Annotated in this window: 18 protein-coding genes and 4 pseudogenes; 21 read left to right on the top strand and 1 reads right to left on the bottom strand. The window is 60.2% G+C overall.

The window, feature by feature from the left end; translation table 11 throughout:
* The first annotated feature begins 1 nt into the window (after window position 1).
* The 9 genes from NKJ08_RS11875 to chrA all read left to right on the top strand — a co-directional run bounded on the left by NKJ08_RS11875 (window position 2) and on the right by chrA (window position 7,043).
* Complete coding sequence (locus NKJ08_RS11875) at window positions 2–814, top strand: HpcH/HpaI aldolase family protein (protein ID WP_352527342.1); 813 nt, start codon at window positions 2–4, stop codon at window positions 812–814.
* Entirely contained in the window at window positions 814–1,800 is a 987-nt protein-coding gene (locus NKJ08_RS11870) for a hydroxyacid dehydrogenase (RefSeq protein ID WP_352776818.1), read from the top strand. The genes NKJ08_RS11875 and NKJ08_RS11870 overlap by 1 nt, the downstream gene beginning before the upstream one ends.
* Before the next feature lie 275 nt (window positions 1,801–2,075).
* A complete protein-coding gene (locus NKJ08_RS11865; protein WP_502906329.1) occupies window positions 2,076–2,630 on the top strand; it encodes an ATP-binding cassette domain-containing protein in 555 nt (184 codons plus the stop codon).
* Entirely contained in the window at window positions 2,528–2,815 is a 288-nt protein-coding gene (locus NKJ08_RS39010) for a P-loop NTPase family protein (RefSeq protein WP_502906330.1), read from the top strand. Before NKJ08_RS11865 ends, NKJ08_RS39010 begins: the two co-directional genes overlap by 103 nt.
* Complete coding sequence (locus NKJ08_RS11860) at window positions 2,805–3,527, top strand: ABC transporter permease (protein WP_352781828.1); 723 nt, start codon at window positions 2,805–2,807, stop codon at window positions 3,525–3,527. The genes NKJ08_RS39010 and NKJ08_RS11860 overlap by 11 nt, the downstream gene beginning before the upstream one ends.
* A complete protein-coding gene (locus NKJ08_RS11855) occupies window positions 3,524–3,898 on the top strand; it encodes an ABC transporter permease (RefSeq protein WP_352781827.1) in 375 nt (124 codons plus the stop codon). The genes NKJ08_RS11860 and NKJ08_RS11855 overlap by 4 nt, the downstream gene beginning before the upstream one ends.
* Before the next feature lie 62 nt (window positions 3,899–3,960).
* Window positions 3,961–4,257, top strand: coding sequence for a hypothetical protein (locus NKJ08_RS11850; protein WP_352781826.1), 297 nt, complete (start codon window positions 3,961–3,963; stop codon window positions 4,255–4,257).
* A 384-nt stretch (window positions 4,258–4,641) separates the two neighbouring features.
* A complete protein-coding gene (locus tag NKJ08_RS11845) occupies window positions 4,642–5,619 on the top strand; it encodes a chromate resistance protein ChrB domain-containing protein (protein WP_352781825.1) in 978 nt (325 codons plus the stop codon).
* An 8-nt stretch (window positions 5,620–5,627) separates the two neighbouring features.
* Entirely contained in the window at window positions 5,628–7,043 is a 1,416-nt protein-coding gene (gene chrA / locus NKJ08_RS11840; protein ID WP_352780190.1) for a chromate efflux transporter, read from the top strand.
* A 560-nt stretch (window positions 7,044–7,603) separates the two neighbouring features.
* Here chrA and NKJ08_RS11835 read toward each other — a convergent pair.
* Complete coding sequence (locus tag NKJ08_RS11835) at window positions 7,604–8,959, bottom strand: phosphatase PAP2 family protein (protein WP_352531439.1); 1,356 nt, start codon at window positions 8,957–8,959, stop codon at window positions 7,604–7,606.
* Window positions 8,960–9,474: 515 nt separating this feature from the next.
* Between NKJ08_RS11835 and NKJ08_RS11830 the strand changes: the two are divergent.
* The 12 genes and pseudogenes from NKJ08_RS11830 to NKJ08_RS11780 all read left to right on the top strand — a co-directional run bounded on the left by NKJ08_RS11830 (window position 9,475) and on the right by NKJ08_RS11780 (window position 17,267).
* A pseudogene (locus tag NKJ08_RS11830) lies at window positions 9,475–10,249 on the top strand (phytochelatin synthase family protein).
* A 770-nt stretch (window positions 10,250–11,019) separates the two neighbouring features.
* A pseudogene (locus NKJ08_RS11825) lies at window positions 11,020–11,642 on the top strand (IS256 family transposase); the annotation flags it as partial.
* Between the two features lie 134 nt (window positions 11,643–11,776).
* Window positions 11,777–11,953: a hypothetical protein gene (locus NKJ08_RS39005; RefSeq protein WP_502896259.1), complete on the top strand. Its 177-nt coding sequence runs from the start codon at window positions 11,777–11,779 to the stop codon at window positions 11,951–11,953.
* A gap of 11 nt (window positions 11,954–11,964) precedes the next feature.
* On the top strand, window positions 11,965–12,705 hold the full coding sequence (locus NKJ08_RS11815; protein ID WP_352532646.1) for an ABC transporter ATP-binding protein: 741 nt from the start codon (window positions 11,965–11,967) through the stop codon (window positions 12,703–12,705).
* Window positions 12,702–13,181 (top strand): ABC transporter ATP-binding protein, encoded by a 480-nt coding sequence (locus NKJ08_RS11810; RefSeq protein ID WP_502900789.1) that lies wholly within the window; start codon window positions 12,702–12,704, stop codon window positions 13,179–13,181. The genes NKJ08_RS11815 and NKJ08_RS11810 overlap by 4 nt, the downstream gene beginning before the upstream one ends.
* Before the next feature lie 37 nt (window positions 13,182–13,218).
* A complete protein-coding gene (locus NKJ08_RS39000; RefSeq protein ID WP_502900788.1) occupies window positions 13,219–13,413 on the top strand; it encodes a hypothetical protein in 195 nt (64 codons plus the stop codon).
* A 1-nt stretch (window position 13,414) separates the two neighbouring features.
* On the top strand, window positions 13,415–14,284 hold the full coding sequence (locus tag NKJ08_RS11805; RefSeq protein WP_352780871.1) for a branched-chain amino acid ABC transporter permease: 870 nt from the start codon (window positions 13,415–13,417) through the stop codon (window positions 14,282–14,284).
* Window positions 14,281–14,685, top strand: a pseudogene (locus NKJ08_RS38995) (ABC transporter permease subunit); the annotation flags it as partial. The gene NKJ08_RS11805 and the pseudogene NKJ08_RS38995, both read left to right, overlap by 4 nt.
* A gap of 249 nt (window positions 14,686–14,934) precedes the next feature.
* Window positions 14,935–15,126, top strand: a pseudogene (locus NKJ08_RS11795) (ABC transporter permease subunit); the annotation flags it as partial.
* Window positions 15,127–15,224: 98 nt separating this feature from the next.
* Entirely contained in the window at window positions 15,225–15,845 is a 621-nt protein-coding gene (locus NKJ08_RS11790; protein WP_502906328.1) for an ATP-binding cassette domain-containing protein, read from the top strand.
* The gene (locus NKJ08_RS11785) at window positions 15,779–16,177 is read left to right on the top strand and encodes an ATP-binding cassette domain-containing protein (RefSeq protein WP_502906327.1); all 399 of its coding nucleotides are present in this window, start codon (window positions 15,779–15,781) and stop codon (window positions 16,175–16,177) included. Before NKJ08_RS11790 ends, NKJ08_RS11785 begins: the two co-directional genes overlap by 67 nt.
* Window positions 16,178–16,262: 85 nt before the next feature.
* Window positions 16,263–17,267 carry a Gfo/Idh/MocA family oxidoreductase gene (locus tag NKJ08_RS11780; RefSeq protein WP_352781824.1) on the top strand — a complete coding sequence of 335 codons (1,005 nt, stop codon included), beginning with the start codon at window positions 16,263–16,265 and terminating at the stop codon, window positions 17,265–17,267.
* Window positions 17,268–17,303 lie beyond the last annotated feature (36 nt).

Here is a 17,303-nt window from a genome sequence, read left to right as displayed (position 1 = left end):
CATGATCAAGAACAGGCTCAAGCAGCTTTGGGCCGATGGGAAGCCGACCATCAATGGCTGGCTTTCGATCGGCAACAGTTTCACCGCCGAGATCATGGCGGCGCAAGGTTACGACTGCATCGGCGTCGACCTCCAACATGGAGCGCTCGATTACAGCGGCCTGCTGCCAATACTCCAGGCGATGCGTGCCTCCGCTACGGTGCCGCTCGTCAGGGTGCCTTGGCTGGAGCCAGGCATCATCATGAAAGTGCTCGACGCAGGTGCTTACGGCGTCATCTGTCCGATGGTGAATACCGCCGAACAGGCGGCCGAGTTTGTTAGCTACGTGCGCTATCCGCCACTCGGCAGCCGAAGCTTTGGTCCGACACGTGTGAATTTCGCGGCCGGTGCCAATTACGCTTCTGAATCCAATGGCGAGATACTTGCCTTTGCCATGGTTGAGACGGCCGAGGCGATGGACAATCTCGACGCGATCGCTTCGACCCCTGGACTGGACGGGATCTACGTTGGTCCGGCCGACCTGACCCTCGGCATGACCCAGGGCCGCTTGCCGCCTGCCTTCGACCGCGAAGAACCGGAGATGATCGAGGCCATCCAGCATATCGTGGCGGCCTGCAAAAAAGCCGGCATAGCCGCGGGATTGCACTGTGGAACTCCGGCTTACGCGGCGCGTGCGATCGGGTGGGGCTACAACATGACCACCGTCTCCAACGACGTGCGCATGCTGGCCGGTGCGGCGGAAGCGAACGTCAAAAAGTTCAGGGAACTCACGGGCGGATCAAGCGTCAGCGCCGGTTCCAAGGGAGGGTACTGATGCCGCATGTTCTGGTTGCCGGGAAGCTGCACCCGGCTGGAATCGCGTTGCTCGATCATGCCGCCGGCGTCACCTACGACTATGTCGAGGAAGTGTCGGAGCCAAGCTATGCCCACCTGATCGACAGGGCCGATGGATTGGTGATCCGCACACAGCCTCTCTCGGCCGCGACCGTCGAGATGGGGCGCAGGCTCCGGATCGTGTCCCGTCACGGTGTCGGCTACGACTCTGTTGATTTGCCGTCCCTCAACAAGCGCGGCATCACGCTCGCCGTCGTCGGAGACGTCAATTCCATATCTGTCGCCGAGCACGCCATGATGATGCTCCTTGCCTGTGCCAAGCATGCTGTGCGCGGGGACCAGTCAGTTCGCGAGGGCGCCTGGAATTGGCGAAACAGGCTGGAAGCTTCGGAACTGGCCGGCAAGCGTCTGCTGATTCTAGGCTACGGCCGCATCGGCCGGCATCTCGCGAAGATGGCGGCTGCCTTTTCCATGGAAATCGCCGCCTACGATCCGTATCTCGAAAAAATCGGATGGCCGGAAGGCCCTGCGAAAACCGTCTCCGATCTGGCGTCGGCCCTTCGATGGGCGGATGCCATTTCCGTGCATGCGCCCAAGGGCGATAAACCTGTTATCGGCGAGCACGAGTTTTCCCTCATGAAGCCGGGAGCCTGGCTCGTGAACACAGCGCGCGGCGGCGTAGTTGACGAAAGGGCACTTCTTGCAGCCCTTCAGTCCGGCAAGGTGGCGACCGCCGGCCTCGATGTCTTCGACGAGGAACCGCCCGCTTCCGACAATCCACTCCTCTTATGCGATCAGGTGATCCTGTCGCCTCATATTGCCGGCCTCACAATCGAATGCGGTGAACGGATGGCCATGTCGGCGGTGCAGAACGTGCTCGATTTCTTTGAGAGCAGGATCGACCCCGCGCTGGTGGTCAACGGCAAAGAGCTGGAGGGCCAACCCGCGTCGTTGAACGGCCATTGAAAGCCGCACAAAGGTCTGTCAGTCCGGCGCCACAAGAAACATTGCAACAAAGCGATGCTGCCATCCCGGCAATCATCAGATTTCGATTTCGCACCAAGCTGCGCCGAAAAATATCTTATCAAAAACAGTTAGTTAATCCGCATAGAAAATAGTTGTTGCAAATTATAAAACTCTGCAATAAGCATTGTTGCACAAGAACTTCATACGCAATATCCATTGCAGAATGAGGCGAGGCGAGACTCCAAGAGCCGCCGTGTCCATGGGAGGATGACCACGTGTCTTTGCTTGAAGTGCAGGGCGTTGGCAAAAGCTTCGGGGCAATCCGCGCGCTGTCAGACGTCAGCTTTTCGATCGAACCCGGTGAAGTGGCCGGCCTGATGGGCGACAACGGCGCCGGAAAATCGACAATGGTCAAACTGATTTCGGGAAATTTTCCCCCGACCGAAGGGCAGATCAGAGTCGGCGGCAAGGCCTGCCACTTCCACAAGCCGCTCGATGCTCGCGCCGAGGGGATCGAGGTCGTGTATCAGGATCTCGCACTGGCGGACAATCTAACCGCTGCGCAGAACGTGTTCCTGGGTCGAGAACTCAAAAAGGGTGTCTGGCCTTTCCGGATTCTAGATAAGCAGGCGATGATCGATCGCTCCGCGGAGTTGTTCGGCGAACTGAAGTCAGAAACGCGGCCACGCGATCTCGTAAAAAAATGTCGGGCGGTCAGCGCCAGGCAATTGCGATTTCACGGACCCGTTTGTCCAACGCCAGACTCGTCATTATGGACGAACCGACCGCTGCGATTTCCGTGCGCCAAGTTGCTGAGGTCCTGGAATTGATCCGGCGCATGAAAGCGGGCGGTGTCGCGGTGATCCTGATTAGCCACCGCATGCCAGACGTTTTTGCCGTCTGCGATCGTATCGTCGTTCTACGGCGCGGCACCAAGGTTGCCGACAAACCCACCGTTCAGACATCTCCGGAAGAAATCACCGGACTAATCACGGGAGCGATCCGTGCAGCCTAGTCAACCCGAAGCGATCCAGGAAAGCCACGCCTCGATTGCCGACGTCGTCGGCATCATGGAACAAACTGCGCTTCAGAAGTTGAGAAGTAGCCAGGCCTTCTGGGTCTCGGTCGCGCTCTTCCTCCTTGTCGCGTTTATGACCATGTTGGAACCGAGCTTCGGCACAGCCGAAAATGCAACCAACATCACCCGGAATTTCGCGCTGATCGCCATCATGGGCCTGGGCATGACCGTGGTGTTGATTACGGGCGGGATCGATCTTTCCGTCGGGTCAGTCATGGGCCTCGTGGCCATCGTGGCCGGTCTTCTACTGACCTGGCATTATCCTTGGTACGTGGCGTTCGCCTCCGGCCTTCTCGCTGGAGTTGCCTGCGGGTCGTTCAACGGCTTTTTCGTCGCCTATATCGGCATGCCGTCCTTCGTGGTCACGCTTGGCATGCTGTCGATAGCGCGTTCGCTGGCGGTGGTGCTGTCAGGCAACCAAATGCTCTATCAGTTTGGGCCTGACGCCCCGATCGTGAAAGCCATCGGCCAGGCAAAGTGGCCGGTGCACTCGCTGGAGGGATGGGCTCCTAACTGGATACCGCAGTTCTCGTCCCATTTCTGGGTGATGGTGATCATGGCGCTAGCCCTCGGCTGGGTGTTCATCTTCACCGCGTGGACGCCCGCCATCTGTTCGCGATCGGCGGTAACGAGAATGCGGCACGCATGACGGGCGTGCCCGTCGATCGGATCAAGTTCCAGGCTTATGTTTTCTCGTCCTTCTGCGCCTCGATCGCATCCTTGCTCCTGCTCGGTTACAGCGGCTCGGCGATCAATGCGGTGGGAACAGGTTACGAGTTGCGCGTCATCGCCGGCACCGTGATCGGCGGCGCCAGCCTGATGGGCGGCTATGGCACCGCGTTCGGCGCGGTTATCGGATCGGCCTTCCTCGAGGTCGTCCGCAACGCCCTGCTGATGGCAGGCATCGATTCCAACTGGCAGGGTGCCTTCGTTGGCATCTTCATCATTCTCGCCGTGCTTCTTGGCATGGGGACGTCCGGCAGATCGCTGAAGTCCTTCTTCACCATCAAGCGTGGCTAGAGCTCTGCCGGCTTATGCCGGTGGAATATCCTGAGGTGAACACAACAAACGGAGGAACATCGATGAAGAAATATCTTTTGGCGGCTGCGGTTGCCGCGTCCGCCCTGACGGCGGGGCAGGCCTACGCCCAGCAGAAACTCGTATTCGCGCTGGTGCCGAAGAACATGAACAACCCCTATTTCGACCAGGCTCGTGATGGCTGCAAGAAGGCCGAGGCCGAGTCCAACGGCGCATTCGAGTGCATGTACATCGGACCCGGCGAGCACGGTGGCGGTGAGGAACAGGTTCAGATCGTTCCGCATGAAGTCGCGTCGTTTTATTCCGTCGGTCATATGCTTACTCTCTATGGTGATGTGTAGAATCAAGCCGCGCCAGAATGGACGGCCGGCGGTTAGGTGTGAGTTTCACCTAGTAGGGGAGCGCGCCAGGCATACAGTTCGTCAGAGACGGTGATCCCGCAGCGTAGCATTCATGGTCGTCGTTGAGATGGTTAAGGTTTGAGCGATCGAGGGGCGGATTGAGATGGAGATGGTGCCAGGGCAACATGGTTGATTTTCGGCTTTTTGAGGGTTGCCGAGTCATGCCTGGCCTCAAACGCGTACAAGTTCTCGAGTGATGCTTCTGGTGTGGCATCGGTTTCCTCGCTCGGCGGCACGGCTCATCCCGTGAGGAAGCGAAAGCTATGCCCAAATGAAAAGTGATACAAGTGTTGCATTTGGATTTGTTCGTGATACGGTTCACTTATGAGTGAGGGGCAATCGCAGGAGCAGCGCTGGCTGCTCCTGATCCATCAACTGCCGAGCAAGCCCGCCTACTTCCGGGTGAAGATCTGGCGACGGTTGCAAGGCATCGGCGCGGTCGCAGTCAAAAGCACCGTTTACGCCCTGCCGGCGAATGCCGAGATGCAGGAGGATTTCGAATGGCTTCTCAAGGAGATCGTCGCTGGCGGCGGCGAGGCCATGATGTGCGAGGCACGCCTTGTCGACGGTCTTTCGGACGCCCAGGTCCGGGCGCTGTTCGACGCCGTTCGTGACGCCGACTATGCGGAGATTGTCAAGGAAGCGCGCGATCTGGCCGCAGCGATCAAGACCAACGCGACAGCGAAAAAACATGCAGAAGCGCGTTCGCAACTCGGCCGCTGGCGCACGCGGCTCGCGGACGTCGTGACGATCGACTTCTTCGGCGCCAGCGGTCGCCTCGCCAGCGAGGGACTGATCGCCGAGCTCGAGGCACAGCTTGTAGAGGACAAGGCCATGACCAAGGAACCGAAGACGGCGGCCGAGCCGAGCGAGCTCAAGGGCCGGATCTGGGTCACGCGCCGGGACGTGTATGTCGACCGGATCGCCTGCAGCTGGCTGATCCGTCGCTTCATCGATGCCGATGCGATCATCCGCTTCGTGGCGGGCAAGGGATACGTGCCGAAGGAGGGGGAATTGCGCTTCGACATGTTCGAGGGCGAAATCACCCATGAAGGCGACCGCTGCAGCTTCGAGGTGCTGCTTGCCCGCACCGGCATTGCCGATCCGGCGCTGCAGGCCATCGCCGAGGTCGTCCACGATATCGATCTCAAGGACGGCAAGTTCAGTCGCGAAGAAACCACCGGCATTGCCAGCCTGATCGCCGGCATCGCCATGGCGAACGCCGGCGACGAGCAACGGATCGCCGAGGGCGCTTCGGTTTTTGACAACCTCTACCGATATTTCCGTTCGAAACGCGAGTGACCTGAACCATGGCCAATGCAGAGAGCACCATAAAGGCGCCAAATCGATCAAGCGACACGCCCGGCCATGGCATTTCGTTCGCTGAGGCCACACGGGTGTGGGCTCGCGTGGCCGTGCTCAGCTTCGGCGGTCCGGCCGGTCAGATCGCCATGATGCACCGCATCATCGTCGAGGAAAAACGCTGGATAGGCGAGACCCGGTTCCTGCATGCGCTCAATTACTGCACGCTGCTGCCCGGACCGGAGGCACAACAGCTTGCGATCTACATCGGCTGGCTCATGCACAAGACCAGAGGCGGCCTCGTTGCCGGTATCCTGTTCGTGCTGCCTGGTGCGATCGCCATCATGGCGTTGAGCTGGATCTATGCAATCTTCGGCAACGTCGGCGCGGTTCAGGCCCTCTTCTTCGGTTTGAAGGCGGCTGTCCTCGCCATTGTGCTGGAAGCGGTGTTGCGGATCGGCAGGCGGGCGCTCAGGAACAATGTCATGGTCGGGCTCGCGGGGGCGGCCTTCATCGCTCTCTTTTTCTTCGATGCGCCGTTTCCGTTGGTCATCTTGATCGCTGGTATCATCGGTTTCGTCGGAGGGAGATCTGGCTGGGCTTCATTCCTCTCAGGTAACGGACATGGCAAGGTCGGCGGCAAGCAGGTCGCCGATGCCGATACCGCGCTCGGCGAGGGGGTGCCGGCTCACGCCCGGCCGTCTGTCAGTTGGTCGCTGAAGATCGCGGCAGTCTTTCTGGCGCTCTGGTTGGTGCCTGTCCTTGGGCTGCTAGCATTTTTTGGCCAAGGCAATGTCTTCACCGACATCGCCATCTTCTTCTCCAAGATGGCAATGGTCACCTTCGGCGGCGCCTATGCGGTACTCGCCTATGTCGCGCAGCAGGGCGTGGACCACTATGGCTGGCTCAAGCCGGGAGAGATGCTGGACGGCCTCGGCATGGCCGAGACCACGCCGGGCCCGCTGATCATGGTCACCCAGTTTGTCGGCTTCATGGGTGCCTACCGCGCGCCGGGAGTGCTTAGCCCGCTGGTCGCCGGAACACTCGGCGGTCTGCTCACGACCTGGGTAACCTTCGTCCCCTGTTTCCTATGGATATTCCTTGGCGCGCCGTTCATGGAGACGATGCGCAGCAACAAGGCCTTATCAGCAGCGCTGTCTGCCATCACGGCGGCGGTGGTCGGTGTGATCCTGAACCTGGCGGTGTGGTTCGCGCTTCACGTGCTGTTCCGCGAACTGCATGAGGTCAGCTGGCTGGGCATGACGCTGGACGTGCCGGTGTTCAACTCCATCAACCTGTCATCCCTGGTGCTGACACTCGGGGCGCTGCTCGCGGTATTCCGTTTCAAGATCGGCATGATCCCGGTGTTGGCGGCATGCTCGATCCTCGGTGTGCTCTATGGCGTTGCAACGGGCTCGATCTAAGCCGTGGGCGCAACCACTCTGCGGCAGGAGTACCCTCGTCGTCGATCTGGCTCAAGCGGCCATAGCCGACGACATCGGCAATCAGGACGGCTGCGAGATGACGTTCCATCCCCCAATCCTTCGCGGATTGTTACCCGCTTTCCAAGCTTACAGCAGGTCGCAGGTTGATGCCATTGCCGCCGCCCCTGAAAGACAGCTTTTCGGGTCTGTGTACCTTGCTGCATGAGAGCCCGAATGTCGGACAAGGGTCATTCCTTCGCCTCCAGCAGGATTCGGTACTCGGGCGGCGCCTTCAGCAAGGAGTCGATAGCGCCACCTGCTGACGTTTGCGCCGGACGCAGCCAAGTTCACGAGTGGACTCCGAAGCGGTCTATAGATCGGGCGCAGGGAAACGGCAACTTGGAAGCCTTGTTGCGTCTCAGGTCCATAAAGCGTCAGAAGATGAAAGCGCGTGGAGCCTTTCTGATACGTGGCGAATAAAGTTCCGTTCTATCCTTTGACCTCGACCGGCGATCGGCAAGAAGGTTCCGAACGGGTCGATCAGGTGTCCTCTCCTTCCACTAGTCTGCTCCGTCCTTTCTCGCCCGCTCGATGAATTTCTCCGCGACCGCTTTGCCGAGCGCGGCACCGGCCTTGTTGTCCATCGCGTAATGGATGCCGGCCCAGATGCGGGAATCGCCGGCCTCTTTGCCAACCTTGCGGATGAATTCCGCATGGCTGGGAAACAGGTACGCCAGGATCTCGCATCGGGCAGTTGAAAGAGTGGAATGGTTGGACGGATAGCTGGGAAACGGCGGCACCGCGAACAAGGGAGTGATACTCGGGTCAAGCATGTTGGGGCGCGGGTACCAATATGCGAACTTACCGTCGTTGCTTGCAATGAACGCATCGAAATGGATCGTTGCGAGCATCGCGTAAGCCCGCGCGGCGCGCGGCGCGTTCGAATCTGTCTTGTCCTCAAACATCCACTTGCTGGCATAGTCATACCAGCTGGTGAACAGGCCGGCTGGACTTTGCCAGTAGAACGCTTTGGAGCTGTTGGGGAATTTTCGCTCAAATTGTCGGACAGCATCCGTCTCAGCCTTCACGGCCGCGGACTGACAGTCGGGTGGGGCCGGCGGCCTGAATTCATCGGGCGATGCCAGCACGATCGGTTTCCAGTTGGGCATGGTTGCATTGCCTGGTTTATCTCCGACCCACTTGCACGGCCCGGTCGGGACTTTGCCGGTCCAGACAGCGTCGGAGCCATCGGCTTTTGCCCGCGCAATCACCTGCTCTGCCACTCGTCGGCCCAGTTCAAGCCCGGCGGAAGAGTCGCTCGGGAACTGGACACCGGCAAGGACACGCGACTGTGCTGCTTCTTCAGCCATTGCTTGGAACGAGGACGCCTCGTCCGGAAAGAAATGGGAAAGAATCATCGCGGCGGCTCCGGCGGCTGCCGCGTGTTCAGATGGATAGGAGGGACTCCGAGGCGTAGGCAGCGCAGTCGGTAATGTCGCATCCGCCTCGCTTGGGCGGGGGCGATTGTAGAAGTACTTCGATTCCCATGCTGCAATGGTGGCGTCGTAGATCGCCATCGTCAAATAGGTGTATATGCGGTGCGCATTGGGCGGGATCTTTTCGCCTGTAAGAAGGCGATTGTTGACGAGGTCGATCCATCGGTAACCGGGCGAGCCGGCATCCCAAAACGTGATCATCACGGCGGCCTGCGCATCGTTCTTTGCGATGATATCTCGGAGCTGCTCCAGCTCGGCTGTGGAAGTATCCGGTGGGGGCGGGACTCGGAAGTCCTTACCCGACGTGATCACCCACGTCTTCCACGTTCCAGCCTTTGGCTCTATCAGATCCGATTGGGCGAAAGCGCAGTTCACTGACAAAAGGATCACTGCGCAGGCCTTGCATAAAGCGCTGAGCATGTTTGGCCTCCATGGTTAGTCCCCGGCCCAAAGACGGACGCTTTTCTGGCTTTATATCTGCTCCGTCCTAATTTAGCGATCGCTAATTATAATGCCGGACACCGCCGGGCAAAAGGATCAAATATGCGAATAGGGCAGCGTTGTTGATGTCACATCGGAAGACCGCTGTCTTCCTGATTTGCGGCCCGATTGCCGCTGTGACGGCGGCTGAAAATCCCTCGCGAAGTCGATGTTTGCCAACCGGCTTCTTCAGCAGGGCAACGTCAGCTTCCCAGCCCTTCGAGACGTTCCGGTTCGATTGCGGGAATGTCCGCGCTGGGTCAGATCGCGTCATGCGACGCTCGCAACTGAACGACCGCCAAAAGGGTCGAACTCGGTCGTTCAGAGCGATTTGGATGGTTTTGGCGGCGAGAGCAGCCGGCCAGGAGGAGATCCCGAACTTTGAACGAAGTTGTCGGCCGGGCGCGCCTGATACGGCCCCTCCTCTCGAACCCGACCTTCGACCCTGAACGGGGATGGTGATACACGCCCGTCCTTCTGGTATAGTGGCACGATCACCCAGCGGAGACGTTGCCATGTCTAAGCACTTCGTTCATGGGGCAGTGGTCGCATTGGGGCTGTTCGTCACCAGCGCAAGCGCCGAAACCCTGAAGCTTCCTGACAATCTGGCCGGCTTTAGTTCTGATATTGGCGAAAACTACTTCGTCGAAAGCGATGCACGGGAGGCCTATTTCCCTCTCGCAAGCAACTTTCTGACGCAGAAGACACAGTCCTATTGCGGTGTCGCCAGCATCGTCATGGTGCTGAACGCGCTCAATGTACCGGCGCCTTCGGTTCCGGAGTACGAGCCATATCGCACTTTCACGCAGGACAATGTCCTCGATGAACGAACGGACGCCATTCTCGCCCGAGATGTTTTGGCGAAGAAAGGTATGACCCTCGATCAGATCGGTGGAATTCTTGCGACGCAGCCGGTCAAGGCAGAAGTCCATCATGCCGCCGACAGCTCAGTCGACGAGTTCCGCAAGCTGGCGAGTTCCCATCTCGGCCAGTCGAACCATTTCGTGATCGTCAACTACCTCGGCAAGGCAATCGGGCGGCCATATCTCGCCGCTAGCAGCCTATGATGGGAAATCAGACCGCTTCCTCATCCTTGATGTCGCACGGTATAAATACCCTCCAGTGGGGGTGAAGACATCTGAGCTTTTCGATGCCATGAACACCCAGGACTCCGACAACGAGAACAAGACCCGCGGCTTCGTCCTGGTATCGGCGGCTTCTGTTCAATAGTGAGTCTGTGAGCGAGGGGTCACGCGCATTGATGCGGGGCCCCACAAACCATCCCGCCCCCGCCCGCCGATGAACCCGGTGGGTGCCGACCCGGCATGCGCTCGCCCCGGCGGCGGTGGTCTCACACGCTGGCGTTCTAGGGTCAAACTCTACCAACTGGCTGCCGCCAATGGCCGAGATGGATGGTTTGTTGCTGTTCGCCTCGTCCACTGGAACGAGTAAGGTGCGCCAGGAGCGGAAGCTTAGCAGGGGTCACGCCAGCGCCCAGTTAGCGCTACCAAGCAGACCTTCAGCCTGTGCCGGAAGCGGGGCCCGGCTTACCAAGTGGCATATCCAGGAAGCGCGTCCTCTCCTCAGCTAGGCACCGTTTTCGGCTCTACGCTATACCTGCGCGACGAGCCCCTTCCTTAATCGCAGCGAGGGCCAGAGGATTGGTGACGGGATAGGTTCGGATGAAGTTCTCGACGGTGAACCTTGGAAACTCGACGGCAATCCGCCTGGCGATCGACTGCCCCTGCGCCGGCTCTTGAGCAGCGCGTGGCACCGGGCACGGAACATCAGAGTGACGGGAATATCCGGCGGACTTTGGCACAGCGACGACAGACTGTCGGCATAGCGACCGGCGACGAACCGCGCCCGGGCGAGCTGCGCGTAGTACCAACTCGGATCCTGGGTAATGTGCTGAGAGTTCTGCAAATTCGCTGAGAGGGGGCGGTCATGGCAGGCTGGTGATGTCCAACGTCACCTGATTCCCGCGAAGGAACGCCACCATGACCAAGACTGAAAGTAAACCGCCAGCGCCGCCGTCAAAGACATTCTGCTTTCGGATCCGCAAGGTCTGCACGAAGTGATCCGTACGGTGATGCAGGAGGTGCTCGAGGCCGAGATGGACGAGGCTCTGGGTGCTTCGAAAGGCGAGCGCACACCGGAGCGTCTCGGCTACCGCTCGGGTTATTATGGCCGCACCCTTGTCACCCGTGTCGGCAAGCTGGAGCTGCGGGTTCCGCAGGACCGGGCCGGCCGCTTCTCCACCGAGCTGTTCGAGCGTTACCAGCGTTCGGAGCGGGCCCTGGTGGCCACGCTTGCGGAGATGAATGTGCAGGGCGTTTCGACCCGGAAGGTCAAGGCGATCACGGAAGAGCTGTGCGGCCATGCCTTCTCGGCCTCATCGATCTCGGCCATCAACAAACGCCTAGAGGAGAGCCTGAAAGCGTTTGCCGAGCGCCCGCTTCAAGAGCCTTTTGCCTACCTCATCCTCGATGCCCGCTACGAGAAGGTGCGCGAAGCCGGCATCGTCATGAGCCAAGCGGTGCTGATCGCGGTCGGCATCGACTGGGACGGCCGGCGCCAGATCCTGGCCGTGGAGATGGCCAATATAGCCGGGCGACCGGCAAACAGTGGACCCAACCGATCGGCTTTGCCCACGCGTTGTTCGAAGTCGCGGCAGACGTCTTGAAGCGTGCAGGCGAGCCTGGCGATGCGGGTGCGATTATCGCTGCCATATCAGATACCTCTCTGGATACGATTGTGGGAAAGGTCGACTGGAAGAACTCGACCATCAAAAACGTCGCCAAGACGCCGCTTGTCGGCGGTCAATGGCGCCGCACCCCAAACGGACCCCACGCCTACGACCTTGTCATCACGTCGAACCAGACGGCTCCGGAAATTCCGGCCGGGGCCGATTTCGAGGAACTTACCTATTAGGTCGTCGGCTCATGTTGCACATGGAGATCAAAGGGCTGCGCAAGTCGTTTGGTGCGGTGCGCGTCGCGGACGGAATTGACCTTGGTGTCGGGCGCGGAGAAGCCATTGGGATCATTGGACCCAATGGCGCGGGCAAGACCACCTTTTTCAATCTGATCGCGGGAGACGTGCACGGCGAAGCCGGCACGGTCGTCTTCAAGGGAGACGATGTGACGCGCTGGGGCGCGCGGCGAAGGGCGCGCGCCGGCATGGCGCGCACGTACCAGATCCCGCAGCCATTGAATGGCATGACGGTCTACGAGAACGTGCTGGTCGGTGCGGTCTTTGCCGGCGGCCGCTCTCAAAGCCAGTCCCGCCAGCACTGCGAGGAGATCCTCCGACAGACACACCTGTCGGAACTTGCCAACGATGCGGCAAGCTCGCTCTCGCTGCTGAACCGCAAAAGACTTGAGTTGGCGCGAGCACTGGGTTCGTCGCCCGAACTCCTTCTGCTCGACGAGATCGCGGGTGGACTGACAGACGCCGAGTGTTCCGATCTGGTGAAGACAATCCTCGACATCAATGCGCGCGGCGTGACGGTCATTTGGATCGAGCACGTGGTCCATGCGCTGCTTGAGGTCGTAGGCCGCCTGGTCGTACTCAACGCCGGCTCGGTTCTGAGGGACGGCGAACCCCATCAGGTCATGCGGTCGCCGGACGTGCGCGAAATCTACCTCGGCGTCGAACCGGAACCCGACGGAGCCGCATCATGACGCTGTTGCATGTCGAAGATCTGAACGCCTTCTATGGCGACCTTCAGGCGCTGTTCGGCATTGGACTGGCTGTAGGGGAGGGGGAGTGCATCGCGGTCATCGGTTCAAACGGAGCTGGCAAATCGACACTCCTCAGGTCGTTAGCCGGGCTGCACCGCGGTAAATCAGCCAAACGACTGAACTTCGCGGGCAGGGAGGTCGGCATGTTGGAGGCGAATGAAATCGCCGCGTTCGGCATGACGCTCGTACCGGAGGGACGGCGGCTTTTCTCTTCCCTTACGGTCGAGGAGAACCTGACGATCGGCCGATCGGCTGGCCGCGTCGGATACTGGAACCTTCCGCGCATCTACGAGCTGTTTCCGATGTTGCCGGAGCTTGCGCGGCGTCAGGTGACGAGGCTTTCTGGCGGGCAGCAGCAGATGGTCGCGGTGGGCCGTGCGTTGATGACAAACCCAACACTCCCTTCTGTGCGATGAGATTTCACTTGGTCTGGCGCCTGTCGTCGTCAAGGGAATGTACGAAAACTTCAGGCGGGTGCGCGGCCAGGGCACGGCACTGGTCGTTGTCGAGCAGGACATCGGCCAGGCTCTTTCGGTCGCCGACCGCATCTACTGCCTGCGCAGGGGCGCCGTCGCGCTGAGCGGGCGGCCCGCCGAATTCACACGGGATCAAATCGCCGCTGCATACTTCGGCGTGGCGGAGGCATGACATGACCAATCCAGCCGACATCATCGTTCAAGGGATCCTTCTCGGAGGCCTCTATGCCCTTTTCGCGACCGGCCTTTCTCTGGTGTTCGGGGTGATGAGGCTGGTGAATCTGGCCCATGGCGATTTTATCGTCGTCGCAGCATTCGCGGCCTTCTCCGTCGTTTCGGCCGTCCCGATCCACCCTTTCGTGGCGATCGCCGCCGTCGCGCCGTTGATGGCCGGCCTCGGCTATCTCCTCCAGCTTGGCCTGTTCAACCGGCTGCTTGGCAACGATCCGCTTCGTCCGCTGCTGGTGACGTTCGGAGTCTCGGTCGTTGTGCAGAACGCGCTGCTGATGATCTTCTCCGCCGATACGCGCCGCCTTTCTGCCGGCTCGATCGAAACGCAGAGCATCAACGTCGGCGCAGCTTCGGTTGGCGTGTATCCAGTTGTCGTGTTGTCGACAGCGTTGGCCGTGACGATGGCACTGCAGTGGATCTTCTATTCAACTGCCCTTGGGCAAAGGCTTCGCGCGACATCCGACGATTCCGAGATCGTCGGCCTGGTCGGGATCAATCACCTGCGGGTCTTTGCGATTGCCAGCGCCATCGCATTCGCGGTGATCGGCGTCGCGGGCGTTCTGATGGCCGTGCGAGGCAACTTCGATCCTTTCATGGGCCCCGCCCGCCTCCTCGTGGCCTTCGAAGCCGTCATCATCGGCGGTCTCGGCAATTTTTGGGGCACTCTCGCCGGGGGTCTTGTGATCGGGCTTGCCCAGTCGATCGGCGCGGCCGTCGATCCAGCCTACCAAACGATAGCCGGTCATATCGTCTTTTTCGCCGTCTTGTTGCTTAGGCCGAACGGCCTCTTCCCGAAGGTAGCGCACCAATGAACGAGACAAGCGGAGCGCTGCAAGCAAGCCGCTCACAGATCGACGCCCATCCCGCCGGCAGTTCCGAACTGCAGGTCACGGTGCGCACGACGTTGGGAATCGTTTGTTTGTGCACGCTCCTCGCGTCCGCGCCTTGGATGCTCGATTTGGCGGCCTTGCGTTTCACCACCGATTTCCTCGTTTACCTATCCCTCGCGGCAATATGGAACCTGCTCGCCGGCTACGGCGGGATGATATCCGTCGGACAACAGGCCTATATCGGTATCGGCGGATATGCGTTCTTCGCCTCACTTGTATTCTTCGGTCTGCCATTGCCCGCTTCGATCCTCATCGCCATGGCTTCGTCCGCCGCCGCGGCGCTTGTGTTTGCGCCGCTGCTCCTTCGCCTGAAGGGACCGCATTTTGCCATCGGGGACATGGGTCATGGCCGAACTGTGCCTGCTCGCGGTCGCCAATATGCCATACCTTGGAGGCGGTTCCGGAATGAGCCTTCCGGCGAGCGTCGCCAGACAGATCGCGGCAGACCGGGCCGGTCGCGAAGCGGTGATCTTCTTCTGCGCGCTTCTGCTGGCCTTCTCGTCGATTGCCGGCTCGGCAGCCATTTGAGCCGGAGCGAGAAGATGTAAATCGCGATCAACCCAAACCAGAAGGTCGGGATCGACCGCGTCAGCGCCCGCAACGCCGGCATTCCGACAGACCGCGTGACCATTGCGCTGTTTGTGTTGTCCGCAGTCAGCGCCACTTTTGTCGGGATCTGTCAGGCGATCCTGTTCAATTCCGCCCAGGTCTCCGGTGGCATGAGCTTTATCTTCAACGCCATCGTGTCCGTGGTCGTGGGCGGCGGGCGGTTATGATGAATCAGTCCTTCCGCGACCTGGCTCTGTATTTCAGGCCGCGGCGCGAGCGAAGCGTGCCGCGGGAGCCAGCAAACCCATGAAAAATGATCTGCTACAGCAGCCAAGCATCGATCAACGAGCACCGACCTTCAATTTCCTCGCCGATCAACAGTGTCAGGCCAGCCGGATCGCAGATGGGAGATGTGCCCGCCATGAACGACAAACCTGCCATTCTCGAACTGAGGAACGTCAACAAGTCCTTCGGACCAATCGACGTCCTGCACGATATTTCGCTCAGGGTACGCGCCGGCGAAGTGCTTTGTCTGCTCGGTGACAACGGCGCCGGCAAATCAACTCTCATCAAAACGCTCGCCGGTGTCCACAAACCCACCAGCGGCCAGATACTGATGGACGGTCAGCCGGTTACCTTCTCTGGACCTCGGGAGGCCCAGGCACAAGGAATAGCCACAGTGCACCAGTTCGGCGGCACCTTCCCGCTGATGAGCATCGGGCGGTCCTTCTTTGTCGGCGTAGAGCCGACCAAAGGCTGGGGGCCGTTCAAGATCTACGACCGCAAGCGCGCCAACGATTTCGCGGTGAAAGCGGTACGCGATTTCGGAATCACACGGTCGATGATGGTGACCGCCTGGTTGGGGGGTTGTCCGGCGGCGAGCGCCAGTCGCTTGCCATTGCCCGTGCTGTGTATTTTGGAGCGCGCTTACTGATCCTGGACGAACCGACCGCAGCGCTCGGCGTCAAGCAGGCCTCCCACGTGCTGCGTATCGTCAACGAGGCGAAGAGGCGCGGGCTAGCGGTGGTCTTCATCACTCACCAGGTCATGCACGCCATGGCCGTCGGCGATCATTTCGCGGTGCTGATCCGCGGTGCCATCGCCGCCGATTTTCGCAAGGGCGACAAGTCACGCGAGGAGATCACAGATCTGATGGCAGGCGGCGAGACCATGGCCGATCTCGAGGCCCAGGTCGAGGGTTACATGGAAACGCATGAGGGGCATCCGCCGTCCCTCCAGGTGGTGGAGGGATCAGCCGCCCCGTAGACCCTTCCCTGGAGGCCCAGCAAGTCGGCTGCGCATCACGGCGCGCCGTTGCCCGTAAATTCGAAACGCAAAGAATAGGACTGAGATGACAATTCGCATTGCGGTGATCGGCGCCGGCTTGATGGGCGCAGATCATGCCAAGATAGTCGCCGAGGAGCTGCCCGGCGCAAAGCTCCAATTGGTCTGCGACATGGATGAGCAGCGCGCTCGTCTGGTCGCCGATGCATTTGGTGCCTTCGACATTGCCACTGACCCCCAGGGCGCCATCACGCGGCAAGACGTGGACGCCGTGATCATTGCGAGTCCCGATTTCACGCATGCGCCGCTTTCGATGGCCTGTATTGCCATGGGCAAGCGCGTTCTGTGCGAAAAGCCCCTTTCACAATCGTCCGCTGACTGCATCGCCGTGATGGAAACCGAACAGAAGGCAGGGGCGAGATTCGTCCAGCTCGGCTTCATGCGGCGTTACGATCAATCCTACCAGGAGATGAAGCAGGCGCTCGATAATGGTCATCTCGGTCGGGCGCTGATGATGCACAATTTTCACCGCAATGTTGAAACGCCTGCGGCCGATTTCACCGGCTCTATGGCCATCACCAATTCGGCACCGCACGAATTCGACGTCGTGCGTTACGTGCTCGGGACGGAATACGCGTCTATTTCCGCGTTCCAGCCGCGCCGCTCGGACGCGCGTGTCGCACCTGTCTTCATGGTGTTGGAAACAGTGGACGGGCAGCTCGTCAATATCGAGATCAACAACAACGCCGCCTACGGCTATGACGTCCGCGCCGAACTGATCGGCGAGCGCGGAGCGGTGGCGACGAACAACATTGCCTACACCCGCAGGGAGTCGGCGCTTGCCCAAAGCACAAGCTACGACGCCGACTGGCGGACCAGGTACTATGATGCCTATCGCCGCCAGAACCGCGACTTCCTTCGCTTTGTCATGACCGGTGAGTTCCCCACGACCGCCTCGGATTGCTGGGACGGCTATTGCGCCGCAATCGTTGCCGAGGCTGGCGTGAGTGCGTTGAAGGAAGCCCGTCGTACGCCTGTCCAGATGATTGCAAAGCCGGAGTTCTACGCGTGAAGCTGGGTTTCGTTTCAGACAGTCTCGGCAATCTGC

The organism is Mesorhizobium sp. M0244 (assembly GCF_040321795.1).
GTDB lineage: Bacteria > Pseudomonadota > Alphaproteobacteria > Rhizobiales > Rhizobiaceae > Mesorhizobium.
This window is presented reverse-complemented; position numbering and strand designations above follow the sequence as displayed.

What these genes read in the sequence shown, in the direction of transcription:
- NKJ08_RS11875 (WP_352527342.1), top strand. Translation starts at nt 2, where the DNA reads ATGATCAAGAACAGGCTCAAGCAGCTTTGGGCCGATGGGAAGCCGACC.
- NKJ08_RS11870 (WP_352776818.1), top strand. Translation starts at nt 814, where the DNA reads ATGCCGCATGTTCTGGTTGCCGGGAAGCTGCACCCGGCTGGAATCGCG.
- NKJ08_RS11855 (WP_352781827.1), top strand. Translation starts at nt 3,524, where the DNA reads ATGACGGGCGTGCCCGTCGATCGGATCAAGTTCCAGGCTTATGTTTTC.
- NKJ08_RS11850 (WP_352781826.1), top strand. Translation starts at nt 3,961, where the DNA reads ATGAAGAAATATCTTTTGGCGGCTGCGGTTGCCGCGTCCGCCCTGACG.
- NKJ08_RS11845 (WP_352781825.1), top strand. Translation starts at nt 4,642, where the DNA reads ATGAGTGAGGGGCAATCGCAGGAGCAGCGCTGGCTGCTCCTGATCCAT.
- chrA (WP_352780190.1), top strand. Translation starts at nt 5,628, where the DNA reads ATGGCCAATGCAGAGAGCACCATAAAGGCGCCAAATCGATCAAGCGAC.
- NKJ08_RS11835 (WP_352531439.1), bottom strand. Translation starts at nt 8,959, where the DNA reads ATGCTCAGCGCTTTATGCAAGGCCTGCGCAGTGATCCTTTTGTCAGTG.
- NKJ08_RS11815 (WP_352532646.1), top strand. Translation starts at nt 11,965, where the DNA reads ATGTTGCACATGGAGATCAAAGGGCTGCGCAAGTCGTTTGGTGCGGTG.
- NKJ08_RS11810 (WP_502900789.1), top strand. Translation starts at nt 12,702, where the DNA reads ATGACGCTGTTGCATGTCGAAGATCTGAACGCCTTCTATGGCGACCTT.
- NKJ08_RS39000 (WP_502900788.1), top strand. Translation starts at nt 13,219, where the DNA reads ATGTACGAAAACTTCAGGCGGGTGCGCGGCCAGGGCACGGCACTGGTC.
- NKJ08_RS11805 (WP_352780871.1), top strand. Translation starts at nt 13,415, where the DNA reads ATGACCAATCCAGCCGACATCATCGTTCAAGGGATCCTTCTCGGAGGC.
- NKJ08_RS11790 (WP_502906328.1), top strand. Translation starts at nt 15,225, where the DNA reads ATGATCTGCTACAGCAGCCAAGCATCGATCAACGAGCACCGACCTTCA.
- NKJ08_RS11780 (WP_352781824.1), top strand. Translation starts at nt 16,263, where the DNA reads ATGACAATTCGCATTGCGGTGATCGGCGCCGGCTTGATGGGCGCAGAT.